At 65.4% G+C, this 19382-nt stretch carries 17 protein-coding genes and 1 pseudogene; 7 read left to right on the forward strand and 11 right to left on the reverse strand.

The window, feature by feature from the left end; all coding sequences use genetic code 11:
* Together WFQ67_RS28540 and WFQ67_RS28545 are read right to left on the reverse strand one after the other, a co-directional pair.
* Nucleotides 1-181 (reverse strand): annotated as a pseudogene (locus WFQ67_RS28540) (hypothetical protein); the annotation flags it as partial.
* A gap of 350 nt (nt 182-531) precedes the next feature.
* Nucleotides 532-873, reverse strand: a complete 342-nt coding sequence (locus WFQ67_RS28545; protein WP_111261979.1) for a zinc ribbon domain-containing protein YjdM — start codon at nt 871-873, stop codon at nt 532-534.
* 430 nt (nt 874-1303) lie between these two features.
* Here WFQ67_RS28545 and cysC point away from each other — a divergent pair, with 430 nt between their 5' ends.
* On the forward strand, nt 1304-1912 hold the full coding sequence (gene cysC / locus WFQ67_RS28550; RefSeq protein ID WP_173171669.1) for an adenylyl-sulfate kinase: 609 nt from the start codon (nt 1304-1306) through the stop codon (nt 1910-1912).
* Nucleotides 1913-2160: 248 nt separating this feature from the next.
* Here the strand turns inward: cysC and WFQ67_RS28555 are convergent, their stop codons facing one another.
* Nucleotides 2161-2652: an LEA type 2 family protein gene (locus WFQ67_RS28555; RefSeq protein WP_173171671.1), complete on the reverse strand. Its 492-nt coding sequence runs from the start codon at nt 2650-2652 to the stop codon at nt 2161-2163.
* A gap of 268 nt (nt 2653-2920) precedes the next feature.
* Between WFQ67_RS28555 and WFQ67_RS28560 the strand changes: the two genes are divergently transcribed.
* On the forward strand, nt 2921-3823 hold the full coding sequence (locus WFQ67_RS28560; protein WP_337058864.1) for a YihY/virulence factor BrkB family protein: 903 nt from the start codon (nt 2921-2923) through the stop codon (nt 3821-3823).
* Between the two features lie 13 nt (nt 3824-3836).
* Here the strand turns inward: WFQ67_RS28560 and WFQ67_RS28565 are convergent, their stop codons facing one another.
* Nucleotides 3837-4673 carry an arylamine N-acetyltransferase family protein gene (locus WFQ67_RS28565; RefSeq protein ID WP_213626368.1) on the reverse strand — a complete coding sequence of 279 codons (837 nt, stop codon included), beginning with the start codon at nt 4671-4673 and terminating at the stop codon, nt 3837-3839.
* Between the two features lie 400 nt (nt 4674-5073).
* On the opposite strand from WFQ67_RS28565, the gene WFQ67_RS28570 reads away from it, so the two are divergent.
* Nucleotides 5074-6525, forward strand: a complete 1452-nt coding sequence (locus WFQ67_RS28570) for a sodium:solute symporter family protein (RefSeq protein ID WP_173171677.1) — start codon at nt 5074-5076, stop codon at nt 6523-6525.
* Between the two features lie 557 nt (nt 6526-7082).
* On the forward strand, nt 7083-7820 hold the full coding sequence (locus WFQ67_RS28575; RefSeq protein ID WP_173171679.1) for a DNA/RNA non-specific endonuclease: 738 nt from the start codon (nt 7083-7085) through the stop codon (nt 7818-7820).
* A 336-nt stretch (nt 7821-8156) separates the two neighbouring features.
* Here WFQ67_RS28575 and WFQ67_RS28580 read toward each other — a convergent pair whose 3' ends face one another.
* From WFQ67_RS28580 to WFQ67_RS28600, 5 genes are all read right to left on the reverse strand, one after another.
* Complete coding sequence (locus tag WFQ67_RS28580; RefSeq protein WP_111261972.1) at nt 8157-8780, reverse strand: TetR/AcrR family transcriptional regulator; 624 nt, start codon at nt 8778-8780, stop codon at nt 8157-8159.
* A 116-nt stretch (nt 8781-8896) separates the two neighbouring features.
* Nucleotides 8897-9712, reverse strand: a complete 816-nt coding sequence (locus WFQ67_RS28585; RefSeq protein WP_213626365.1) for an outer membrane protein OmpK — start codon at nt 9710-9712, stop codon at nt 8897-8899.
* A gap of 375 nt (nt 9713-10087) precedes the next feature.
* Nucleotides 10088-11542, reverse strand: a complete 1455-nt coding sequence (locus tag WFQ67_RS28590; RefSeq protein WP_263151299.1) for an AdeC/AdeK/OprM family multidrug efflux complex outer membrane factor — start codon at nt 11540-11542, stop codon at nt 10088-10090.
* On the reverse strand, nt 11539-14676 hold the full coding sequence (locus WFQ67_RS28595; protein WP_173171683.1) for an efflux RND transporter permease subunit: 3138 nt from the start codon (nt 14674-14676) through the stop codon (nt 11539-11541). Before WFQ67_RS28595 ends, WFQ67_RS28590 begins: the two co-directional genes overlap by 4 nt.
* A gap of 12 nt (nt 14677-14688) precedes the next feature.
* Entirely contained in the window at nt 14689-15831 is a 1143-nt protein-coding gene (locus WFQ67_RS28600) for an efflux RND transporter periplasmic adaptor subunit (RefSeq protein ID WP_173171685.1), read from the reverse strand.
* A gap of 200 nt (nt 15832-16031) precedes the next feature.
* Between WFQ67_RS28600 and WFQ67_RS28605 the strand changes: the two genes are divergently transcribed.
* On the forward strand, nt 16032-16664 hold the full coding sequence (locus tag WFQ67_RS28605; RefSeq protein ID WP_173171687.1) for a TetR family transcriptional regulator: 633 nt from the start codon (nt 16032-16034) through the stop codon (nt 16662-16664).
* A gap of 72 nt (nt 16665-16736) precedes the next feature.
* Here the strand turns inward: WFQ67_RS28605 and WFQ67_RS28610 are convergent, their stop codons facing one another.
* On the reverse strand, nt 16737-17633 hold the full coding sequence (locus tag WFQ67_RS28610) for a LysR family transcriptional regulator (protein WP_337058865.1): 897 nt from the start codon (nt 17631-17633) through the stop codon (nt 16737-16739).
* Between the two features lie 283 nt (nt 17634-17916).
* Between WFQ67_RS28610 and ycaC the strand changes: the two genes are divergently transcribed.
* Nucleotides 17917-18546 (forward strand): isochorismate family cysteine hydrolase YcaC, encoded by a 630-nt coding sequence (gene ycaC / locus WFQ67_RS28615; protein ID WP_213626361.1) that lies wholly within the window; start codon nt 17917-17919, stop codon nt 18544-18546.
* Between the two features lie 135 nt (nt 18547-18681).
* On the opposite strand, the gene WFQ67_RS28620 is transcribed toward ycaC, so the two are convergent.
* Nucleotides 18682-18945: a helix-turn-helix domain-containing protein gene (locus tag WFQ67_RS28620; protein ID WP_337058866.1), complete on the reverse strand. Its 264-nt coding sequence runs from the start codon at nt 18943-18945 to the stop codon at nt 18682-18684.
* A gap of 123 nt (nt 18946-19068) precedes the next feature.
* Here WFQ67_RS28620 and WFQ67_RS28625 point away from each other — a divergent pair, with 123 nt between their 5' ends.
* Entirely contained in the window at nt 19069-19332 is a 264-nt protein-coding gene (locus WFQ67_RS28625; RefSeq protein ID WP_213626357.1) for a hypothetical protein, read from the forward strand.
* Nucleotides 19333-19382 lie beyond the last annotated feature (50 nt).

Raw genomic sequence — 19382 nt, forward strand, 5'->3', positions numbered from 1 at the left:
CGATGGCCTTGTGCACTGCACCAAAAGCCTCCTGGCCATTGATCAGCGGCCTATAGCTGGCCGGCCAGGGCCGGTACTCGGTATCGAGCACGTACCAGGGCGCGCAGCAGACCGCCTCATGGGTGCGGTGCAGGGCAATGGGCACCACGATATCGGGGTGCCTGGCGTTGGCCGGTCTCATGGGGTCTCTCCTTGATGGCCCGTGTGGGGAATGCGGCCATCGGCACCAGACGGGGGTGCAAGGTGGCGGTGCATGCGAGCACGAGACGGTAGGCGGGACACCGCTGGCCTGAAATAGGCGCTAGCCCCGGGAAGGCTCCTGAAGCTTCCGAGGAGCGCACAGATACTTGCGTAGTCCGTGGTACGAGATCATTGGAGTGGAAGAGCACGTCACTCAGACGCGGTGATGAGTCACGGGCTTGATGATTTGCCTCATGAGGCTGACTTCCGCCAGGCATATTCAAGGAGCAGCAAGCAGCGGGGGAAATGAAAAAGCCCGGCATGTGCCGGGCTTTCTCGTCTGCGGAAGGCTCAGACCTTGCGCACGAATTCCGACTTCAGCTTCATCGCGCCGATGCCGTCGATCTTGCAGTCGATGTCGTGGTCGCCGTCCACCAGGCGGATGCCCTTGACCTTGGTGCCGACCTTCACCACCAGGGACGAGCCCTTGACCTTGAGGTCCTTGATCACGGTGATGGTGTCGCCGTCCTGGAGCACGTTGCCGACGGAGTCCTTGATCACCTTGCCTTCATCGGCCGGGGCTTCGGCGGCGTTGGCGGACCATTCGTGGGCGCACTCCGGGCAGACCAGGTTCTGGCCGTCTTCATAGGTGTATTCGGAGTTGCATTGGGGGCAGGGAGGCAGGGTGCTCACGGCGTATCTCGCAATCGGGTGAAGAAAAAGACCGCAGATTGTATAGGGTTTTCCCTCGCTTTGCCGGGCTTGCGCAAGAGTGGCCTGTGTATCGGGCCGCTAACCGTCTTGACCAAGATGGAATAGTCGGTGGCGGTCGCCTTGCTAGCCTGCTGCTTCTGGTCGATTGCCGCCCGGCTTTGGCGAAGGGTGGGGGCCGTTCCCAGGGGGGGGGCGGCTCCGACCTGCCGCGGGCCTGTTTCCCGACGCGCTGATGCGGTCATCGTGAACCCCCGGCGCGCGATTTTACGGCGCCCCGCGAGCTGATAGGCTGCCAGCGGCTCTGCCCCCTCACCGTGGCGCGAGGCGTTGCCGGTGAAAGACATCCGCTCGGTATGCACGCGGGAGAGCGTGCGCCGGGCCTACCCACGTGACTGCGAGTTGCTCGGCTATGCAAAAGCACAATCCCACTGCCTCGTCGCCCGAGGCCCCTGCTCCTGGCCAGGCCCTGACGCGCGCGGCGCGGGCGGCGATCAAGCACCAGCGCCCCTGCTGCATCTGGCTGACCGGGCTCTCCGGTGCCGGCAAGTCGACCCTGGCCAACGCCCTGGAAGTGGAGCTGAACGCGCGCAACGTGCACACCTTCGTGCTCGATGGCGACAACGTGCGCAAGGGCCTTTGTCGCGACCTGGGCATGGACGATGCGTCACGCCGCGAGAACATCCGGCGCATCGCCGAGGTGGCGCGCCTGATGGTGGACGCGGGGCTGGTGGTGATCGTCGCCGCCATCTCGCCCTTCCGCGCCGATCGCGAGGCGGCACGGGCGCTGTTCGGCGCCGACGAGTTCCACAGCGTCTACGTCAGCACGAGCTTCGAAACCTGCGCCCGTCGCGATCCCAAGGGCCTCTACGAGGCGGCGCTGCAGGGGCGCATCCGGAATTTCACCGGCCTCGACAGCCCCTATGAAGCGCCCACCGACGCCGATTGCGAGATCGACACCGACGAGGTGGACGTGATCGAGGCGACCTCGTGGCTGGTGGCGCTGGTGGTGGGGGAGTAGGCACCGCAGGCGATGCCATGCCCATTACCGCGGCCGTAGGTTGGGCTGAGGTACGAAGCCCAACAGGGTGAGTCCGAGCCGCGTTCGGAATCCCGGAGTCGTGCATGCGTTGCTCCCGGGGCTGAAGCTTGGGCTACGGCTTTAGCGGTTTGCTTGGGCGAATGAGTGCGCCCCTAAAGCGTGCTGCTAGCAGCCGGCATGGGAGGCGGGGAGCATGTGGGAGCGAATTCATTCGCGATGGGCGGTGATCAATACACCGTCGCCGGCTCCGGCAGGTTGAGCAGGCCGGCCTCGTTGAAGCGCACGGTGTTCCAGAAGCCTCCGCCGAGCTTGCCGCGCACGGTATAGGGGACGCCGGGCTGGCGGCCGGTGCTGTGGCTGTTGGCCAGGCCCCAGGCCTGGCGCATGGCGGAGAAGGCGGAGATGGTCACGGGGACGCTGACCAGTGCTTCGCTGAAGCGCGGGATTTCGCCGGCCTGGTCGCTGACGCCGCTGGCCAGGGGCTGGTCGTTTATGTCCAGGTCGAGGGCGATTCCGTTGTAGCGGATGGCGGTGTCGTTGGGGTTCTGCACCCGCAGCTTGACCATGAAGCGCATTTCCAGGCCCTGGCCGGGCACCGGCTCCATGCCCACCAGGTCGATCCGCACCGGGTCGCGTGGCGCGAGCGTGCTGCAGCCGGACAGGCCGAGGACGATGAGCAGGCCGCCGAGGCGCAGGATGGAGAGGATGAGTGGCTTCATGTCGTGCTTCCGATCTGTACGGGTGGTGCATCGCTAGAGACAGGCAACAGGGCCGTTCATTCCGCCCTCTCCGACGAAAGTAGCCCTGCGGCGAGCCGCGCGAGGGGCCGTTTCGCCCCGCATTTCCCGCCGCCAAGCGCAGCGGCGGCGTCTATCGCGAGGGGCGCTGCCGTCCGTCGGAACGGCCGTGGCGGTGCATAGCCTGAACTCAACCGACGCGATGCCGTCCATTGCCTGTGTATGGGCATGAAAGCAAGCGAGCAGGCACATGATCGGTTCCCTGGGGCTGCGGGATGTGGGGTGGCGGACCATCGTGGTGCGCACCGTGACCGAATTCATCGAGGACGAGTTGCCGACCTATGCCTCGGCGCTGGCCTTCCAGATGTTCTTTTCGCTGTTCCCCTTCCTGCTGCTGCTGATCGCCGTGATCGGCTTCCTCGAGCTGCCGGAGTTCTTCGACTGGCTGCAGGCCCAGGCGACGCTGGTGCTGCCGAGCGCGGCGATGGATCTGGTGCTGCCGGCGATCGAGCAGTTGCAGACGCAGAAACCGGGGCTGTTCTCCATCGGCGCGGTGGTGGCGCTGTGGTCGTCGTCCTCGGCGATCCGTTCGAGCATGGACGCGATGAACCGCGCCTATGACGTGCAGGAGGGCAGGCCGACCTGGAAGCGCATCCCGCTCTCGGTGCTCTATACGGTGGGCGTCGCGGCCTTCCTGCTGGCGGCGGCGGGGCTGATGGTCACTGGCCCGCAGGTGATGAACTGGCTGGCAGGCCAGCTGGGCATCGAGGACGCGGTGGTGGTGCTGTGGAACTGGCTGCGCATCCCGGCGGCGGTGCTGCTGCTGATGATGGTGGTCGCCGCCGTCTACTACCTGTTGCCGGACGTGGAGCAGGAGTTCCGCTTCATCACCCCCGGCTCGGTGCTGGCGGTGCTGGTGTGGCTGGTGGCGTCCCTGGGCTTCAGTTACTACGCGAAGAACTTCGCCAACTACAACGCCATGTACGGCAGCATCGGCGCGATCATCATCCTGCTGCTGTACCTGTACATCTCCGCCGCCGTGTTGCTGCTCGGCGCCGAGCTCAACGCGGTGATCGAGCACCATTCGCACGAGGGCAAGAACCCGGGCGAGAAGAAGGCCGAGGAGGGCGATGCGCCGCACCTGCCAGGGTAGGCGCGCCGCGTCGTCAGCCGCGCAGCAGGCCTTCCAGGCGCTCACGCAGGCGCGGCGCTTCGTCCTCGGTGATGCCGAGCAGGAAGTGCTCGCGCAGCACGGCGATGATTTCATCCGCATCCGTCAGCAGGCGCTGGGTCACCTGGCCGTCGGCCCCCCGGCGGTTGAAGGTGCCGTTGCGCAGGGTCAGGCGTTCGGCGCCTTCGGTGCGCGCGGCCACCAGCATCTGGCGGAAGATGCTGTCCGGGTGGGTGGAGGTGTACCAGTTGCGCGGCACGTAATCGACCCAGTGCTGGGGCTGCAGGTCGAAGTGGTAGACCGGCACCCAGGCGTCGTTGAGGAAGGTCTCCAGGCGATGGTCATCGTGCGTGGCGTCCGGCGCCAGCAGGCGGAAGGGCCACTCGCCCGGCCCGTCGCCGCCTCGCAGGGGCAGGGCGCGGGTGGGGTTGGCGGAGCCGAAGCCGACATCGGCGATCACCGCCTCGTCGGCGAAATCCACCCGCAGCAGCAGGTGGGAGGTGATGGTCAGCGGCGCGTCCGCCGCCAGCCCCCAGCGCACCCGCGCGGCCAGCGGGGTGACGCGAAATCCCAGGGCCAATAGCAGGCGCCCGAACAGGCCGTTGATCTCGAAGCAGTAGCCGCCGCGGTTGCGCCCCACCACCTTGGCGAACACGGCGTCCGTGTCGATGTGGATGGCGCGGCCCAGCAGCACGTCGACGTTCTCGAAGGCGACCCGGTCGAGGTGGGCCTTGATCAGTCGGTCGAGGGCGCTGCGGTCGCTGAGGGTGGGGGCTGGCTGGTCGATGTGGGCCAGGTAGGCGCGGGTCTGCTCAGGGCTGAGGGCGTGCATGAAGCGGCTCCATGGGGGACGGGAGGAGGCTAGCAGAGCTTTTGCAGGCTGGCTGCTGTTCTGCTTTTGCAACGCCTCCTGTAAAAAATAAGGAACTGGCCAGTGAGCGCTGGTGAAGAATTGATCAGTAGATCAACGGCTTGTCCGACAATTTCATGGTGCGTCTGTCGTTTTTTGTCATCATTTGCCTTGTAACTGTTTGACATATTTGACGGCTTTGGCAGACTGCTCGCCCGTTGCGGCAGGTTGTCGCGGTAGCCGTACAGGGCCCCTTTTAGCCATGACGGTCGATCCCGCCCGGTTGTGACGCGCCTAAAACAAAAATTCTGTCAGTCGCGGCGCCCTTGCCAGGACCCAGGTCCGGCAAGCCAGACGACGGGCGAGCCACTGGAACTCACAAATGCTGATCTGGTTTGTTGCGGTCTACCTGCTGATCACCGTCGGTGTCGGCTTCTACGCTTCCACTCGCGTCAAGAACTCCAAGGATTTCGCGGCAGGCGGCCGCAGCATGTCCTTCCCCCTGGTCGCGGCCATGGTGTTCGCCACCTGGTTCGGCTCCGAGGCGGTGCTGGGCATTCCCGCCACCTTCATCGAGGAAGGCTTCGCCGGGATCATCGAGGACCCGTTCGGCTCCTTCGGCTGCCTGATGCTGGTGGGCCTGGTGTTCGCCCGCCCGCTGTACCGCATGAACCTGCTGACCATCGGTGACTTCTTCAAGAAGCGCTTCGGGCCCAACGTGGAGCTGATCACCAGCCTGGTGATCATCGGCTCCTACCTGGGCTGGGTGGCGGCGCAGCTCACCGCGCTGGGCGTGGTGTTCAACGTGCTCTCCGACGGCTCCATCACCACCACCGAAGGCATGCTCATCGGCACCGGCATCGTGCTGCTGTACACCCTGTTCGGCGGCATGTGGTCGGTGGCGCTGACCGACTTCATGCAGATGATCATCATCGTCGCCGGCCTGCTGTACCTGACCTGGCTGATCGGCGACATGGCCGGCGGCCCGCAGGTGGTGATCAGCCACGCCGCCAGCGAGGGCAAGTTCGCCTTCATGCACGGCTTCGAGCCCCGCGACATCGTCGCCTTCCTCGGCGCGGCGGTGACCATGATGTTCGGCTCCATTCCCCAGCAGGACGTGTATGCCCGGGTGATGTCGGCGAAGACCGAGAACATCGCCGCGCGTGCCTCCATGGCGGGGGCCTGCTTCTACCTGGGCTTCTGCATGCTGCCGATCTTCCTCACCTACGCGGCCTCGATGATCGACCCGGCGATGGTGCAGAAGTGGCTGGCGGAGGACGCGCAGATGATCCTCCCGCACCTGATCATGGAGCGCACCCCGCTGTTCGCCCAGGTGATGTTCTTCGGCGCGCTGCTCTCGGCCATCATGTCCACCGCTTCCGGCACCCTGCTGGCGCCTTCGGTGACCTTCACCGAGAACGTGCTCAAGCGCTTCCTGCCGGACATGAACGATCGCCAGTTCCTCCTCGCCATGCGCCTGAGCGTGCTGGGCATGACGGTGGCCACCTCGCTGTTCGCCCTCTACTCGGACGCGAGCATCTACGAGATGGTCGGCAACGCCTACAAGGTGACCCTGGTCGCCGCCGTGGTGCCGCTGTTCGCCGGCCTGTTCTGGAAGCGCGCCACCACGCAGGGCGCGCTGGTCGCCATAGGTTTCGGCCTGGCGTCCTGGGTCTTCCTGGAGATGAACTACCAGGAAACCGACTTCTGGCCGCCGCAGCTGGCGGGCCTGCTGTTCAGCGTGCTGGGCATGCTGCTGGGCTCCCTGCTGCCGCAACTGAGCCGCCCGCGCGGTGAAAGCGCCGACGCCATGATGGCGCCCACCGGCAACTGATCCACCGGGCCCTCCGTACTGGAGGGCCCGTCTCCTTCCCCATCCCCTCGCGTCCCGGCTCTGTGATCCAGTCGTGGTTTCTGACCGATCGCGCAGGTTCCGAACTGGTGCAGCGCCGCTGTCGCCCTCCCCAAGCCACCCGTTTTTCGCGCAGCCAAGTGCCTGACAGGCAAGGCCCACTCCCTGTTTGTTTGATCAAGTTGACCTTTGCGTCAATTTGGTTCGGCGCTCACCAATTTGGTGAGAAAAATGAAATGTCATTGATATTCAATGGCTTGATGGAAACAGGGACGCGCTTGCCGGTTTCCTCTTCCATGCTCTAGGTTTCACAAACCTGTCATTGACGACAGGTTATCGTCCGCTCCGGTGGCTGCCCGGCCCGGCGGCGCGCCCCTGTGCCGCCGGGTCGCAGTCCACCACCGTGCAGCCCATCGCACGGTGCGCCCGCCCTGGGCGCCCAGCAGTAGATCAACCGCAACAGACATCGCCTGGTTTCGTTTTTTCCACCCGAGCGCTTCCCGCCGTGGGAGGCCCGCACCTGCAAGGAAGAAAAAGCAATGAAACGTATCGCCCTCCTGCTGTCGCTTTGCTGCGTTCCCTTCACCTCGGCCTTCGCCGCCACCGTCACCCTGAGCAAGGGCGGCTACAACCTGACCTACGATTGCGACAACCACACCGCCGTGCGCTACGAGTACGTGCTGACCACCGACACCGGTTCGGCGGCGCGGCCGTCTTCCTTCTACCTGGACCCGGACCTGCCCAGCGGCTGCGGCGGGCAGACCACCACCTCGTCCTATGCCAGCGTGGTGTCGGGCTGGGACCGTGGCCACCTGGTGACCTCCAACCACATGGACTACAACGCCACCTACATCAAGCGCGCCAACTACATGAGCAACATCGTGCCGCAGGTGGCCAGCTTCAATCAGGGCATCTGGGTGGCCGCCGAGAACGTCGCCGAGTGCTACCGCGACCTGGCCACCGTCTACGTCTACGGCGGGGTGGTCTACAACGACACCTCCAACGACTACTTCCTCTCGTCCCACGGCATCCGCACGCCGGACTATTTCTGGAAGACCATCGTCACCACCGATACGGCGACCGGGCAGACCAAGGCCATCAGCTGGTACATCCCCAACCAGGCCGGCCTGGGCAGCCTGAACAGCTACATCAAGAGCATTTCCGAGCTGGAAAGCCTGATCGGCACCAGCGCCGTGGGCATCAGCGTGCCGGCCAGCGTGAAGGCGCAGAAACCCACCGCCACCTGGGCGACGCCGAGCGGCTGTGACTTGAGCTGATCAGCGGTCCACCCTGCGCGTCGGTGACCTGAGGATTCGTAATTCGTAGGGTGGGCTTCAGCCCACCGCTCTTCGCTGCGCAGCCCTTGGTGGCTCACTGTGGATTTTGGGTGCGCTGGGCGTTCTCGGTGCGCGCGGCACACCCTACGCGGGGTTGTGGCTGCTGCGGCATCCTGGGGGGAGCGAAACCTATCGATGTGGTGCTTGGGCTCTTCTTCCAGCTTCACGCTTCCGGCTTCCCGCTATCCAAGCCCCTCACCTGCATAGGCTGGGCACCCACGCCCAGCCACTCAGGACCCTTTCTTGCCGCTTGCAACTTGAAGCTTGCCGCTGCTTCTAAGTCGCCAGGCCAATGCCGCGCAGGATGACGGCGGTGACGGTCTGCACGGCGCGTTCGAACTGCTGGTCGTTCAGCGGCTGGTGGTTGTTGAGCACCGTCACCTGGTGGCTGAAGTCGGCGTAGTGCTGGGTCGAGGCCCAGATCATGTAGAGGAGGCTGGAGGGCTCGACCGGGAGGATGCGCTTGCTCTCGACCCACTGGCGGATCTTTTCTTCCTTCAGCTTGGCCCATTCGTAGAGCGGGCCGTCGAGGGCTTCCTTGAGCTGGGGGGCGCCGTGGATGATCTCCGCTGCCCAGACCTTGGAGCCGTGGGGGCGGGTGCGCGAGCGGTTCATCTTGGCGCGGATGTAGCTGGTCAGCGCGACGCTGGGGTCGTCGAACATCTCGAAGCAGGTGCCGTCCTGCTCCCACTCTTCCAGCAGGCTCTGCAGCACGGCCCGGTAGAGGTCTTCCTTGGTCGCGAAGTAGTAGTGCAGGTTGGATTTGGGGAGGCCGACTTCCTGGGCGATGTCCTGCATGGAGGTGGCGGCGAAGCCCCGCTCGGCGAAGACCTTCTCGGCGGCCAGGAGGATCTTTTCGGTGTTCTTGATGCGGATGCCGATCTTGCGGTTGCTGCTCATCGATCCCTCGGGCTGCACGGACTGAAGCCGGGCAAACATATCACCGAACCCGGCGCCGGCACGAGCCCGGCGCGCGAGGTTCCCCGCCGCCCGGAAGGCGACGGGGCGGGGGGCGATCAGAAGTGCACTTTGACCAGCAGGCTGGCGGTGTTCTGGTCGGTTCCGCCGAGGATCTCGTCACCGAGGAAGCTGTTGTCGTCGATGGCGTACTTGTTGCTCCAGTAGTCGTACTCGACACCGACGTAGAGCTGCTTGGCGCCCAGGTCCAGGGCCTTGCCCAGGTCGTACTTGATCTGCGGGTTGAAGTGCAGGTTGGCGTGGAGGTCGTTCGGGCGGCTGCTGGTGGCGTCCTTGTTGTTCCACACCCAGTCCATGAAGCCGTCGATGAGGATGTCCGAGCTGCCCACGGGGATGGTGTAGGACCACACCGGGGTGACCTGCCACTGGCCGGCGGGGTTGTTGGTGATGCCGTCGGGCTTGCGGTAGTAGAAGTTCAGCTGGAAGTAGTCGAAGCCGGGGATGGCCAGGTCGAAGCCCGGGCCGAGCAGGTAATTCTGGGTGCGGTTCTCGCCACGCTCGTAGGTGGCGGCCAGCAGCACATCGGTCACCGGGCCGAAGGCGATCTTCTGGTCGAACAGCTTGCCGAAGGACAGGCGCGGGGAGATTTCACCGTAGTAGGTGTTGTTGCCGGCGTTGGCGTCGGCCTTGCCGTTGTAGTTGATCTGGTCGGCGAAGATGAACAGGTCGCCCCAGGTCCAGCCGCTGGCGTGCTCGAAGGTGAAGGTCTGCTGGATTTCCGGGTTGACCTTGAAATCCTTGCCGTACAGGTAGGTGAGGCTGTTGTTCTGCCACAGCAGCGGGCCGTCGGCCAGGGCTTGGCCGCAGGCCAGCAGGCCACCGGCGAGCGCGAGAGCGGAGAGGGTACGGTTCATTCGGGTTGGGCTCCTGGTGCTTGGTTATCTTTCTATCTGCGTAGAAGTTGTCTGATTGGTCAGGCTTGGCTGCCAGAGCAAGAAAGGAGCCAGTTTTCTCCGACGCCTTCCCCGGGCGCGGGATTATCTGGATAAACCCCGATGTTTCAAGCGGTTGTTTCGTGACCAACGGGTTTTTCCGACTTGCGGGAGGCGTGCCCGTGCACGGTTATGGGCGCGCTTACCTGACCGATCGAACAGTGCTGCATCAACTTGGGGCGGGTGGGAGGCGCGCGTGCGCGCATGTTTTGCGCGCGCAATAAAAAAGCCCCCATCAAGTCCGATGGGGGCCTCGCGCAGCAAGGGTGGCCCAATCCATGGGCCTGGACACGCGAATCAGGATTGCGGGGTGGTCGGTGCCGCCTGGGCGCTGGTGGTGCGCTCGTTCCAGCCGCCGCCGAGGGCCTTGTACAGGTTGACCTCGCTGGTGAGCTGGTTGAGGCGGTCGCTGATCAGTTGCTGGCGTGCGCTGAACAGCTGGCGCTGGGCATCGAGCAGGGTCAGGTAGCTGTCCACGCCGGTGCGGTAGCGGCGCTCGGCCAGGCGGTAGTAGTCCTCGGAGGTGCGTACCAGGTTGCGCTGGGCGGTGAGCTGCTCCTCGAAGGTGGTGCGGGCGGCGAGGCCGTCGGCGACTTCCTGGAAGGCGGTCTGGATGGCTTTTTCGTACTGCGCCACCTGGATGTCCTTCTGCACCTCGGCGTAGTCGAGGTTGGCCTTGAGGCGCCCGGCAGTGAAGATCGGCAGGTTGATCTGCGGCTGGAACAGCCAGCTGCCGGAACCCCCGTCGAACAGGCCGGAGAGCTCGGCGCTCTTGGTCCCGGCATTGGCGGTGAGGCTGATGCTGGGGAAGAACGCGGCGCGGGCGGCGCCGATGCTGGCGTTGGCGGCCTTGAGCTGGTGCTCGGCCTGGAGCACGTCCGGGCGGCGCTGCAGCAGTTCGGACGGCAGGCCGGCGGGCACTTCGGCGAGTTGGTCGTCGCCCAGTACCTCGCCTTGCGGCAGGTCGCCGGGGACGCCATTGCCCAGCAGCAGGGCCAGGGCGTTGCGGTCCTGGGCCACCAGGCGGCTGTACTGCGCGAGGGTGACCTGGGCGCTTTCCACGGCGGTGCGCGCCTGGCTCAGCGCCAGGGCATCGGCGACGCCGACGTCGAAGCTGCGCTGGGTGAGGGCGAGGCTTTCCTGGTAGGTCTTCAGGGTGTCGCGGGTCAGCTTGAGCAGCGACTGGTCGGCCTGCAGGGTCAGGTAGGCGTTGGCGACGCTGGCCACCAGGCTGATCTGCGTGCTGCGGCGGGCTTCCTCGCTGGCGAAGTACTGCTCCAGGGTCTGCTCGTTGAGGCTGCGCAGGCGGCCGAAGAAGTCGATCTCCCAGGCGCTGACGCCCACCGTGGCCGAGTACTGGCCGCTGGTGGTGGCGCGACCGCTGCTGGAGAGGTCGGCGGGCAGGCGCTGGCGGGTGCCGCTGCCGTCGGCCGAGACGCTGGGGAACAGCTCGGAGCGCTGGATGCGGTACTGCGCGCGGTAGGCGTCGATGTTCAACGCGGCGACGCGCAGGTCGCGGTTGTTGGCCAGGGCGGTCTCCACCAGGCGTTGCAGCGCCGGGTCCTTGAAGAACTCGCGCCAGCCGAGGTCGGGCGCGGCCACCTCGGTCTGGGTCGCGCCGTTGGCGGTGTAGGCCTCGCCCTGGGGCCAGGCGCCGTCCACCGGCGCCTCGGGGCGCTGGTAGTCGGGGATCAGCGAGCAGCCACCGAGCAGGACGCTGGCGATGGCGAGGGTCAGCAGGGACTGCCTCATTCGGCGGCCTCCTTGGTCAGTTCGTCTTTGCTGCGCTTGTCCTTGAACAGCGAGCAGACCAGTACGTAGAACAGCGGGACCCAGAAGATCGCCAGGACCGTCGCGGTGAGCATGCCGCCGATCACGCCGGTGCCGATGGCGTGCTGGCTGCCGGAGCCTGCGCCGCTGGAGATGGCCATGGGGACCACGCCGAGGATGAACGCCAGCGAGGTCATGATGATCGGGCGCAGGCGCATGCGGCACGCCTCGATGGCGGCGTCGAACAGGCTCATGCCCTGCTCGTGCAGCTCCTTGGCGAACTCGACGATGAGGATCGCGTTCTTCGCCGAGAGGCCGATGGTCGTCAGCAGGCCCACCTGGAAGAACACGTCGTTGGAGAGCCCGCGCATGCTGGTGAACAGCAGCGCACCGAGGATGCCCAGGGGCACCACCAGCATCACCGAGAAGGGGATCGACCAGCTCTCGTACAGGGCCGCCAGGCAGAGGAACACCACCAGCAGCGACAGCGCGTAGAGCGCCGGCGCCTGGGCGCCGGAGAGGCGCTCCTCGTAGGACAGGCCGGTCCAGGAGTAGCCGACGCCGGCCGGCAGTTGCTTGATGATCTCCTCGACCGCCGCCATGGCCTCGCCGGAGCTGTGGCCGGGGGCCGCTTCGCCGAGGATCTCGATGGCCGGCACGCCGTTGTAGCGGGCCAGTTTCGGCGCACCGTACACCCACTCGCCGGAGGCGAAGGCGCTGAAGGGCACCATCTCGTTCTGGTCGTTGCGCACGTACCACTTGCCGAGGTCGTCGGGGTTCATCCGCGCCTCCGGTACGCCTTGCAGGTAGACCTTCTTCACCCGGCCACGGTCGATGAAGTCGTTGACGTAGCTGGCGCCCCAGGCGATGGACACGGTGTTGTTGATGTCCGCCAGGGAGACGCCGTGGGCACGGGCCTTCTCGTCGTCGATCTGCAGCTGGTATTGCGGCTCGTCGTACAGGCCGTTGGCACGCACGCGGGTCAGCACCGGGTTCTTCGCCGCCAGTTCGAGGAACTTGTCACGGGCGGCGTTGAGCTGCTCGTGGCCGACCCCGGCGCGGTCCTGGAGGAAGAAGTTGAAGCCGGTGGCGTTACCCAGCTCCAGCACCGCCGGCGGGGCGAAGGCGAACACCATCGCGTCGCGGAAGCTGAAGAAGTGCTGCTGGGCACGCTGGGCCAGGGAGAACACGCTGTGCTCGGCGCCGGGGCGCTCTTCCCAGGGCTTGAGCATGATGAAGGCCATGCCCGAGCTCTGGCCGCGGCCGGCGAAGTTGAAGCCGGTGACGGTGAACACGGATTTGACGGTGTCCTTTTCGGCATCGAGCAGGTACTCGCGCATCTGGTCGACCACCACCTGGGTGCGTTCGGCACTGGCGCCCGCCGGGGTCTGCACCTGGGCGAAGAGCACGCCCTGGTCTTCCTCGGGGAGGAAGGCAGTGGGGATGCGGGTGAACAGCCAGGCCATGGCCGCGACGATCACCAGGTACATGAGGATGTACGGCGCCTTGCGCTTGAGGATGGCGCGCACGCCGCGCTCGTAGCCGTTCACGCTGCGGTCGAAGGTGCGGTTGAACCAGCCGAAGAAACCACGCTTGGGCGCGTGGTGGCCCTTGGCGATGGGCTTGAGCATGGTGGCGCAGAGGGCCGGGGTGAATACCAGGGCCACCAGCACCGAGAGCGCCATGGCGGAGACGATGGTGATGGAGAACTGGCGGTAGATCACGCCCGTGGAGCCGCCGAAGAAGGCCATCGGCAGGAACACCGCCGAGAGCACCAGGGCGATGCCCACCAGCGCGCCCTGGATCTGGCCCATGGACTTGCGCGTGGCTTCCAGGGGCGAGAGGCCTTCCTCGGCCATCACCCGCTCGACGTTCTCCACCACGACGATGGCGTCGTCCACCAGCAGGCCGATGGCCAGCACCATGGCGAACATGGTCAGGGTGTTGATGGTGAAGCCGAACATCGCCAGCACGCCGAAGGTGCCGAGCAGCACCACCGGCACCGCGAGGGTGGGGATGATGGTGGCGCGGAAGTTCTGCAGGAACAGGAACATCACCAGGAACACCAGGACGATGGCTTCGCCCAGGGTGTGCACCACGCCTTCGATGGAGGCCGAGACCACCGGGGTGGTGTCGTAGGGGAAGACCACTTCCATGCCGGCGGGGAAGAAGGGCTTCAACTGGTCGATGGTTTCGCGGATCGCCTTGGCGGTGTCCAGGGCGTTGGCGCCGGTGGCCAGCTTGATCGCCAGGCCCGAGGCGGGCTTGCCGTTGTACTGGGCGCTGATGGCGTAGTTCTCGCCGCCGAGCTCGATGCGGGCGACGTCACGCAGGCGCACCTGGGAGCCGTCGCGGTTGACCTTGAGCAGGATGGCGCCGAACTGCTCGGGCGTCTGCAGGCGGGTCTTGCCGATGATGGTGGCGTTGAGCTGGGTGCCGGGGGAGGCGGGCAGGCCGCCGAGCTGGCCGGAGGAGACCTGCACGTTCTGCGCCTGGATGGCGCTCTTCACGTCGACCGGGGTCAGCTGGTAGTTGTTCAGCCGTGCCGGGTCGAGCCAGATGCGCATGGCGTACTGCGAGCCGAACACCTGGAAGTCACCCACGCCCTTGGTGCGCGAGATCGGGTCCTGCATGTTGGAGACGATGTAGTTGGACAGGTCGTTCTTGTCCATGGAACCGTCCGTCGACACCACGCCGATCACCAGCAGGAAGTTCTTCACGGCCTTGGTGACGCGGATGCCCTGCTGCTGCACTTCCTGCGGCAGCAGCGGAGTCGCCAGCTGCAGCTTGTTCTGCACCTGCACCTGGGCGATGTCGGGGTTGGTGCCCTGCTCGAAGGTGGCGGTGATGGTCATGCTGCCGTCGGAGTTGCTCTCCGAGGAGATGTAGCGCAGGCCGTCGATGCCGTTGAGCTGTTGCTCGATCACCTGCACCACGGTGTCCTGCACCGTCTGCGCCGAGGCGCCGGGATAGCTGACCTGGATGCCGACGGCGGGCGCGGCGATGCTCGGGTACTGGTTGATCGGGAGTTTGAGGATGGCCAGGCCGCCCGCGAGCATGATCACCAGCGCGATCACCCAGGCGAAGATCGGCCGGTCGATGAAGAACTTCGACATGAAGGTCGCTCCTTATTGGCTTTTCGCCAGGTCGGGGTCCACCGACTTCGATTCGGCGACGTTGGTCGCGGGGGCGGTCTTCACTTCGGCGCCGGGGCGGACGAACTGCAGGCCTTCGGTGATCAGCTTGTCACCCGGGTTGAGGCCCTTGGTCACCAGCCAGCGGTCGCCGACGGTGCGGTCCGCTTCCAGCTGGCGCAGCTCCACCTTGTTCTCGGCGTTGACCACCAGCGCGGTGGCCTGGCCCTTGAGGTCGCGGGTCACGCCCTGCTGCGGCGCGAGGATGGCCTGCTGCTTGACCCCGGAGCTCAGCTGCGCGTGGACGAACATGCCCGGCAGCAGGTCGTGGTCGGGGTTGGGGAACACGGCGCGCAGGGTCACCGAGCCGGTGCCTTCGTCCACCGAGACTTCGGAGAACTCCAGGGTGCCTTCGTGCGCGTACTCGCTGCCGTCCTCGAGCATCAGCTTGACCTTGGCGGCGTTGTCGCCGGCCTTCTGTAGCTGGCCGCTCTCCAGGTCGCGGCGCAGGCGCAGCAGGTCCTTGGTCGGCTGGGTGACGTCGACGTAGATCGGGTCGAGCTGCTGGATGGTCGCCATGGCGGCGGCCTGGCCGTTGTTCACCAGGGCGCCCTCGGTGACCGAGGAGCGGCCGATGCGCCCGGAAATGGGGGCCAGTACCTTGGTGTAGCGCAGGTCGATGCGCGCCTTCTCCAGCGCGGCTTCGGCCGACAGGCGCGACGCCTGGGCCTCGTCGTAGGCCTGGCGGCTGACGGCCTGGTCGGTCACCAGGTCCTTGTAGCGGTCGGCCAGGGAACGGCTGGAGGCGAGGGTGGCCTCGGCGCTCTTGAAGGTCGCCTGATACACGGACGGGTCGATCTGATACAGCTGCTGGCCGGCCTTCACCTCGGTGCCTTCCTTGAACAGGCGCTTCTGGATGATGCCGTCGACCTGGGGGCGTACCTCGGCGATGCGGAACGCGGTGGTGCGGCCCGGCAGCTCGGTGGTCAGGGTGTAGGGCTGTGCTTGCAGGGTGACGATGCCCACCTGAGGTGTCTGCGCGGGCGGGGGCGCGGAGGCCTCCTTGCAGCCGGCGAGTGTGAGCGTAGCCAGAGCGACGGCGGAAACCATAGCTGCGAAGGCTGGCTTCTTCTGCATCTGAAAAGACCTCGTTCGATACGTTTGCCCGGGCGGGCGATACCCATGCAGGGAGCGTGGGTGGATTGTTTAGTCTGCTAACGAATATACTTACGTACGTGAACGTTTGTAAACGATTCTTCTGTACTCTCTGTCAGATAATGTGTCGATGGGGAGGCGATTCCTTACTCCTTCCACTGCCCCCCAGAGTCCGCCCCGGCATGGCCAGACGAACCAAAGAAGAAGCCGAAGCGACCCGCATCCAGATCCTCGATGCCGCCGAGCGCGTGTTCTACGACAAGGGTGTGTCGCGCACCTCCCTGGCCGATATCGCCAGCAAGGCGGGGGTATCCCGCGGGGCGATCTACTGGCACTTCCAGAACAAGGTCGATGTCTTCCAGGCCATGCACGAGCGCCTGCGCACCCCGCTCGAGGAACTGGCGCGGGCCAGCGAGAGCGAGGACGAGCCCGACCCCCTGGGCCGCATGCGCCAGCTCCTGGTGCGGCTGCTCAAGCGCGTGGAGCTGGACCCGCGCAGCCGTCGCATCAGCGAAATACTCCAGCACAAATGCGAGTTCACCGATGAGCTGGGCGACCTGCGGCAGAAAATGCAGGGCTTCAGCCAGGAATGTGACCAGCGCATTGCCCGTGCCCTGGCCAATGCCGTGGCCAAGGGGCAACTGCCCGAGGGCCTGGATTGCACCCGCGCCGCGGTGACCCTGCATGCCTATATCGACGGGCTCCAGGCTCACTGGTTGCTGGTGCCGGGGCGTTTTCCCCTGGCCGAACAGGCCGAGCAACTGGTGGATGCCCTGCTGGATATGCTCAAGAGCAGCCCGGCCCTGCGTCGCTGAACGCGCTGTCAGACGCCCTGCCAGCAGCTTTCCGGGCCCGGGAAGCCCGTCCCAAGGATGGGTGGATTTGTGCTAGGCCCGGGAACCGGTCAGGCGCGCCTGGATGAAATCGAGAAAGCACTGGATGCGCAGGGCCAGTTGCGAGTTGCGGTAGTACACCGCGTGGATCGGCTGGCGGTAGTCGCTCATGTGTTCGGCCAGCACCGCCACCAGGCGGCCCTCGGCCAGGTCCTGGTCGGTCATGAAACTGGCCAGGCAGGTGATGCCCTGGCCGGCCAGGGCCAGCTGGCGCAGGGTCTCGCCGCTGGAGGCGCGCAGGTTCGGCTGCACCGCTAGCTGCGTACCGCAGGCGTGGCGCACCGGCCACTGGTTGAGGCTTTCCGGCTGGGTGAACCCGAGCAGGCTGTGGGCCTTGAGCGCTTCCACGCTCTCTGGGGTGCCGTGGCGCGCCAGGTACTCGGGGCTCGCCACCAGGTGCAGGCGGCTGGCGCCGAGGGGCCGCGCATGCAGGGTCGAATCGCTCAGCGGGCCGATGCGGATGGCGAGGTCCGTGCGGTGCTCCAGCAGGTCGATGATCTGGTCGTTGGTGTTCAGCTCCAGCTGGATGTCCGGATAGAGCGCGCGGAAATCGCCGATATGCGGCACCACGGCATGCAGCATGAAGGGCGAGGCGGCGTTGATGCGCAGCCGCCCGGCGGGCTTCTGCTGGCGCAGGGCCAGGCGCTCTTCCAGGGCCTCCATCTGCTGGAGGATCTCCTTCGCATTGTCGAAGAAAAAGCGGCCTTCCTCGGTCAGCTCCATGCGCCGCGTGGTGCGGTTCAGCAGCGTGGTGGCGAGCTTCTCCTCCAGGCGCGACAGCGTGCGGCTCACCGCCGAGGGCGTGAGGCCCAACTGCTCGGCCGCCGCGCTGATGGAGCCGCATTCGACGACGCTGACGAAGTGCTGGAGTTCATCGGAGGTGGCTTTCATGGCGGCCTCAATTCGTGATCGGCAGGCAAGCTTGTGGCGCGGATATCGCCGTTTCCGGCACGTAATTGTATGCCGAACCCGGCCTAGGTCCTTGCCTGGCGACGTGACGAGGATTGATGGGGGTATTTTTCGTTCCTTAAATAGAACGCTAGAGGCAATTTTCGCAGTCTAGCGGATCAATGGTGCCAAATTTAATCTTTCCTCCATGCAGTCAGCCACTGCAACGAAGCAGAGAACACCCACGCCGAACCGGCACCCCTTATCGAAAAGCGAGGAACGCACCATGACCCCCTTCACCTACAACCGTCTCGATAAAGACAACGCCGTCGTCCTGCTGGTCGACCACCAGGCCGGCCTGCTGTCCCTGGTCCGCGACATCGAGCCGGACAAGTTCAAGAACAACGTCCTGGCCCTGGCCGACCTCGCCAAGTTCTTCAAGCTGCCGACCATCCTCACCACCAGCTTCGAAACCGGCCCCAACGGCCCGCTGGTACCGGAACTGAAAGCGCTGTTCCCGGACGCGCCCTACATCGCCCGCCCGGGCCAGATCAACGCCTGGGACAACGAGGACTTCGTCAAGGCGATCAAGGCCACCGGCAAGAAGCAGCTGATCATCGCCGGCGTGGTGACCGAGGTCTGCGTGGCCTTCCCGGCCCTCTCCGCCCTGGAGGAAGGCTTCGAAGTGTTCGTGGTGACCGACGCCTCCGGCACCTTCAACGAAATCACCCGCGACGCGGCGTGGAACCGCATGAGCCAGGCCGGCGCGCAACTGATGAACTGGTTCGGCGTCGCCTGCGAGCTGCACCGCGACTGGCGCAACGACGTGGAAGGCCTGGCCGCCTTGTGCTCCAACCACATCCCGGACTACCGCAACCTGATGACCAGCTACGCGGCGCTGACCGGCAACAAGTGATGGGCTGAAGCGGGGCCTGGAATGAAAGCGGGAGCCCTTAGGGGCTCCCGCTTTTTTGTGTTGGGGGGCACGCTTGGTGCGCCCTTCGCTTCGCAAATTCCTGCTCGATTCTCCTCATCATGGGTCGCTCCAAAATCAGGCTTTCGGGCTCCTATCGAGCTGGTCGAGCAGAGGCTGAATCTCCCGCAGGAGCGCGAAAGGCTCCGCACCGAGGCTCTGCACGACCAGCAGGAACTCGACCACATCGAGCCGCCTTTCACCGCGCTCGTATTTGGATACGTAGGACTGAGGGCGCAGCAGCTTCTCTGACAGCTGCTGTTGGGTCATGCCCGACTCATTGCGTGCTGCGATGAGGAGTTCGAGCAAGCGTTGGTAGGGCGGGGAGTTGATGGTTTTCATGGCATCACCGGAACGAGGGCCGGTGGTTTGAATAAACCTATTTCAGGTTTATCCCAAAATGGGTTATTTTCTGCGCTGGAGGTGCTGCTGCAGAAATATGGCCATGTCTAGAGAGGTGCTGCCATGAACGATCCCGATCTGCTTTCACTGACCCCTCAACAACGTCGCCTTCGCGAACTGCGCGAGCGGTTGGAGTCGAGGCTGCATACGGTTCAGGTGATCGCCGAGATCATCCTGGATAACGCTGCGTTTCGGGAAGGCTTCCCCGGGCCCTGGTTCGGTGAGTACCGGGAAGGGGCACTGATGGAGGCGGTGGTGCAGCTGTCGCGTAGCAACCTCGAAGATTTTTCGCGGTTCCTGGAGATGCAGGGGGCACAGGAGGAGTGAAGGAGAGGGCCAGAGAGAGGCTCGCTGGAATGCCAGCACCGGCTTCGCCA

The sequence above is a fragment of the Pseudomonas sp. USHLN015 genome (assembly GCF_037153275.1).
Lineage (GTDB): Bacteria > Pseudomonadota > Gammaproteobacteria > Pseudomonadales > Pseudomonadaceae > Metapseudomonas > Metapseudomonas tohonis.

Bases quoted from the DNA above. Each gene is read 5' to 3' on its own strand.
- WFQ67_RS28610 (WP_337058865.1), bottom strand. From the start codon at position 17,633: ATGAAAGCCACCTCCGATGAACTCCAGCACTTCGTCAGCGTCGTCGAA.
- WFQ67_RS28585 (WP_213626365.1), bottom strand. From the start codon at position 9,712: ATGAACCGTACCCTCTCCGCTCTCGCGCTCGCCGGTGGCCTGCTGGCC.
- WFQ67_RS28590 (WP_263151299.1), bottom strand. From the start codon at position 11,542: ATGAGGCAGTCCCTGCTGACCCTCGCCATCGCCAGCGTCCTGCTCGGT.
- WFQ67_RS28580 (WP_111261972.1), bottom strand. From the start codon at position 8,780: ATGAGCAGCAACCGCAAGATCGGCATCCGCATCAAGAACACCGAAAAG.
- WFQ67_RS28605 (WP_173171687.1), top strand. From the start codon at position 16,032: ATGGCCAGACGAACCAAAGAAGAAGCCGAAGCGACCCGCATCCAGATC.
- WFQ67_RS28555 (WP_173171671.1), bottom strand. From the start codon at position 2,652: ATGAAGCCACTCATCCTCTCCATCCTGCGCCTCGGCGGCCTGCTCATC.
- WFQ67_RS28560 (WP_337058864.1), top strand. From the start codon at position 2,921: ATGATCGGTTCCCTGGGGCTGCGGGATGTGGGGTGGCGGACCATCGTG.
- WFQ67_RS28600 (WP_173171685.1), bottom strand. From the start codon at position 15,831: ATGCAGAAGAAGCCAGCCTTCGCAGCTATGGTTTCCGCCGTCGCTCTG.
- WFQ67_RS28565 (WP_213626368.1), bottom strand. From the start codon at position 4,673: ATGCACGCCCTCAGCCCTGAGCAGACCCGCGCCTACCTGGCCCACATC.
- ycaC (WP_213626361.1), top strand. From the start codon at position 17,917: ATGACCCCCTTCACCTACAACCGTCTCGATAAAGACAACGCCGTCGTC.
- WFQ67_RS28620 (WP_337058866.1), bottom strand. From the start codon at position 18,945: ATGAAAACCATCAACTCCCCGCCCTACCAACGCTTGCTCGAACTCCTC.
- WFQ67_RS28570 (WP_173171677.1), top strand. From the start codon at position 5,074: ATGCTGATCTGGTTTGTTGCGGTCTACCTGCTGATCACCGTCGGTGTC.
- WFQ67_RS28595 (WP_173171683.1), bottom strand. From the start codon at position 14,676: ATGTCGAAGTTCTTCATCGACCGGCCGATCTTCGCCTGGGTGATCGCG.
- WFQ67_RS28625 (WP_213626357.1), top strand. From the start codon at position 19,069: ATGAACGATCCCGATCTGCTTTCACTGACCCCTCAACAACGTCGCCTT.
- cysC (WP_173171669.1), top strand. From the start codon at position 1,304: ATGCAAAAGCACAATCCCACTGCCTCGTCGCCCGAGGCCCCTGCTCCT.
- WFQ67_RS28575 (WP_173171679.1), top strand. From the start codon at position 7,083: ATGAAACGTATCGCCCTCCTGCTGTCGCTTTGCTGCGTTCCCTTCACC.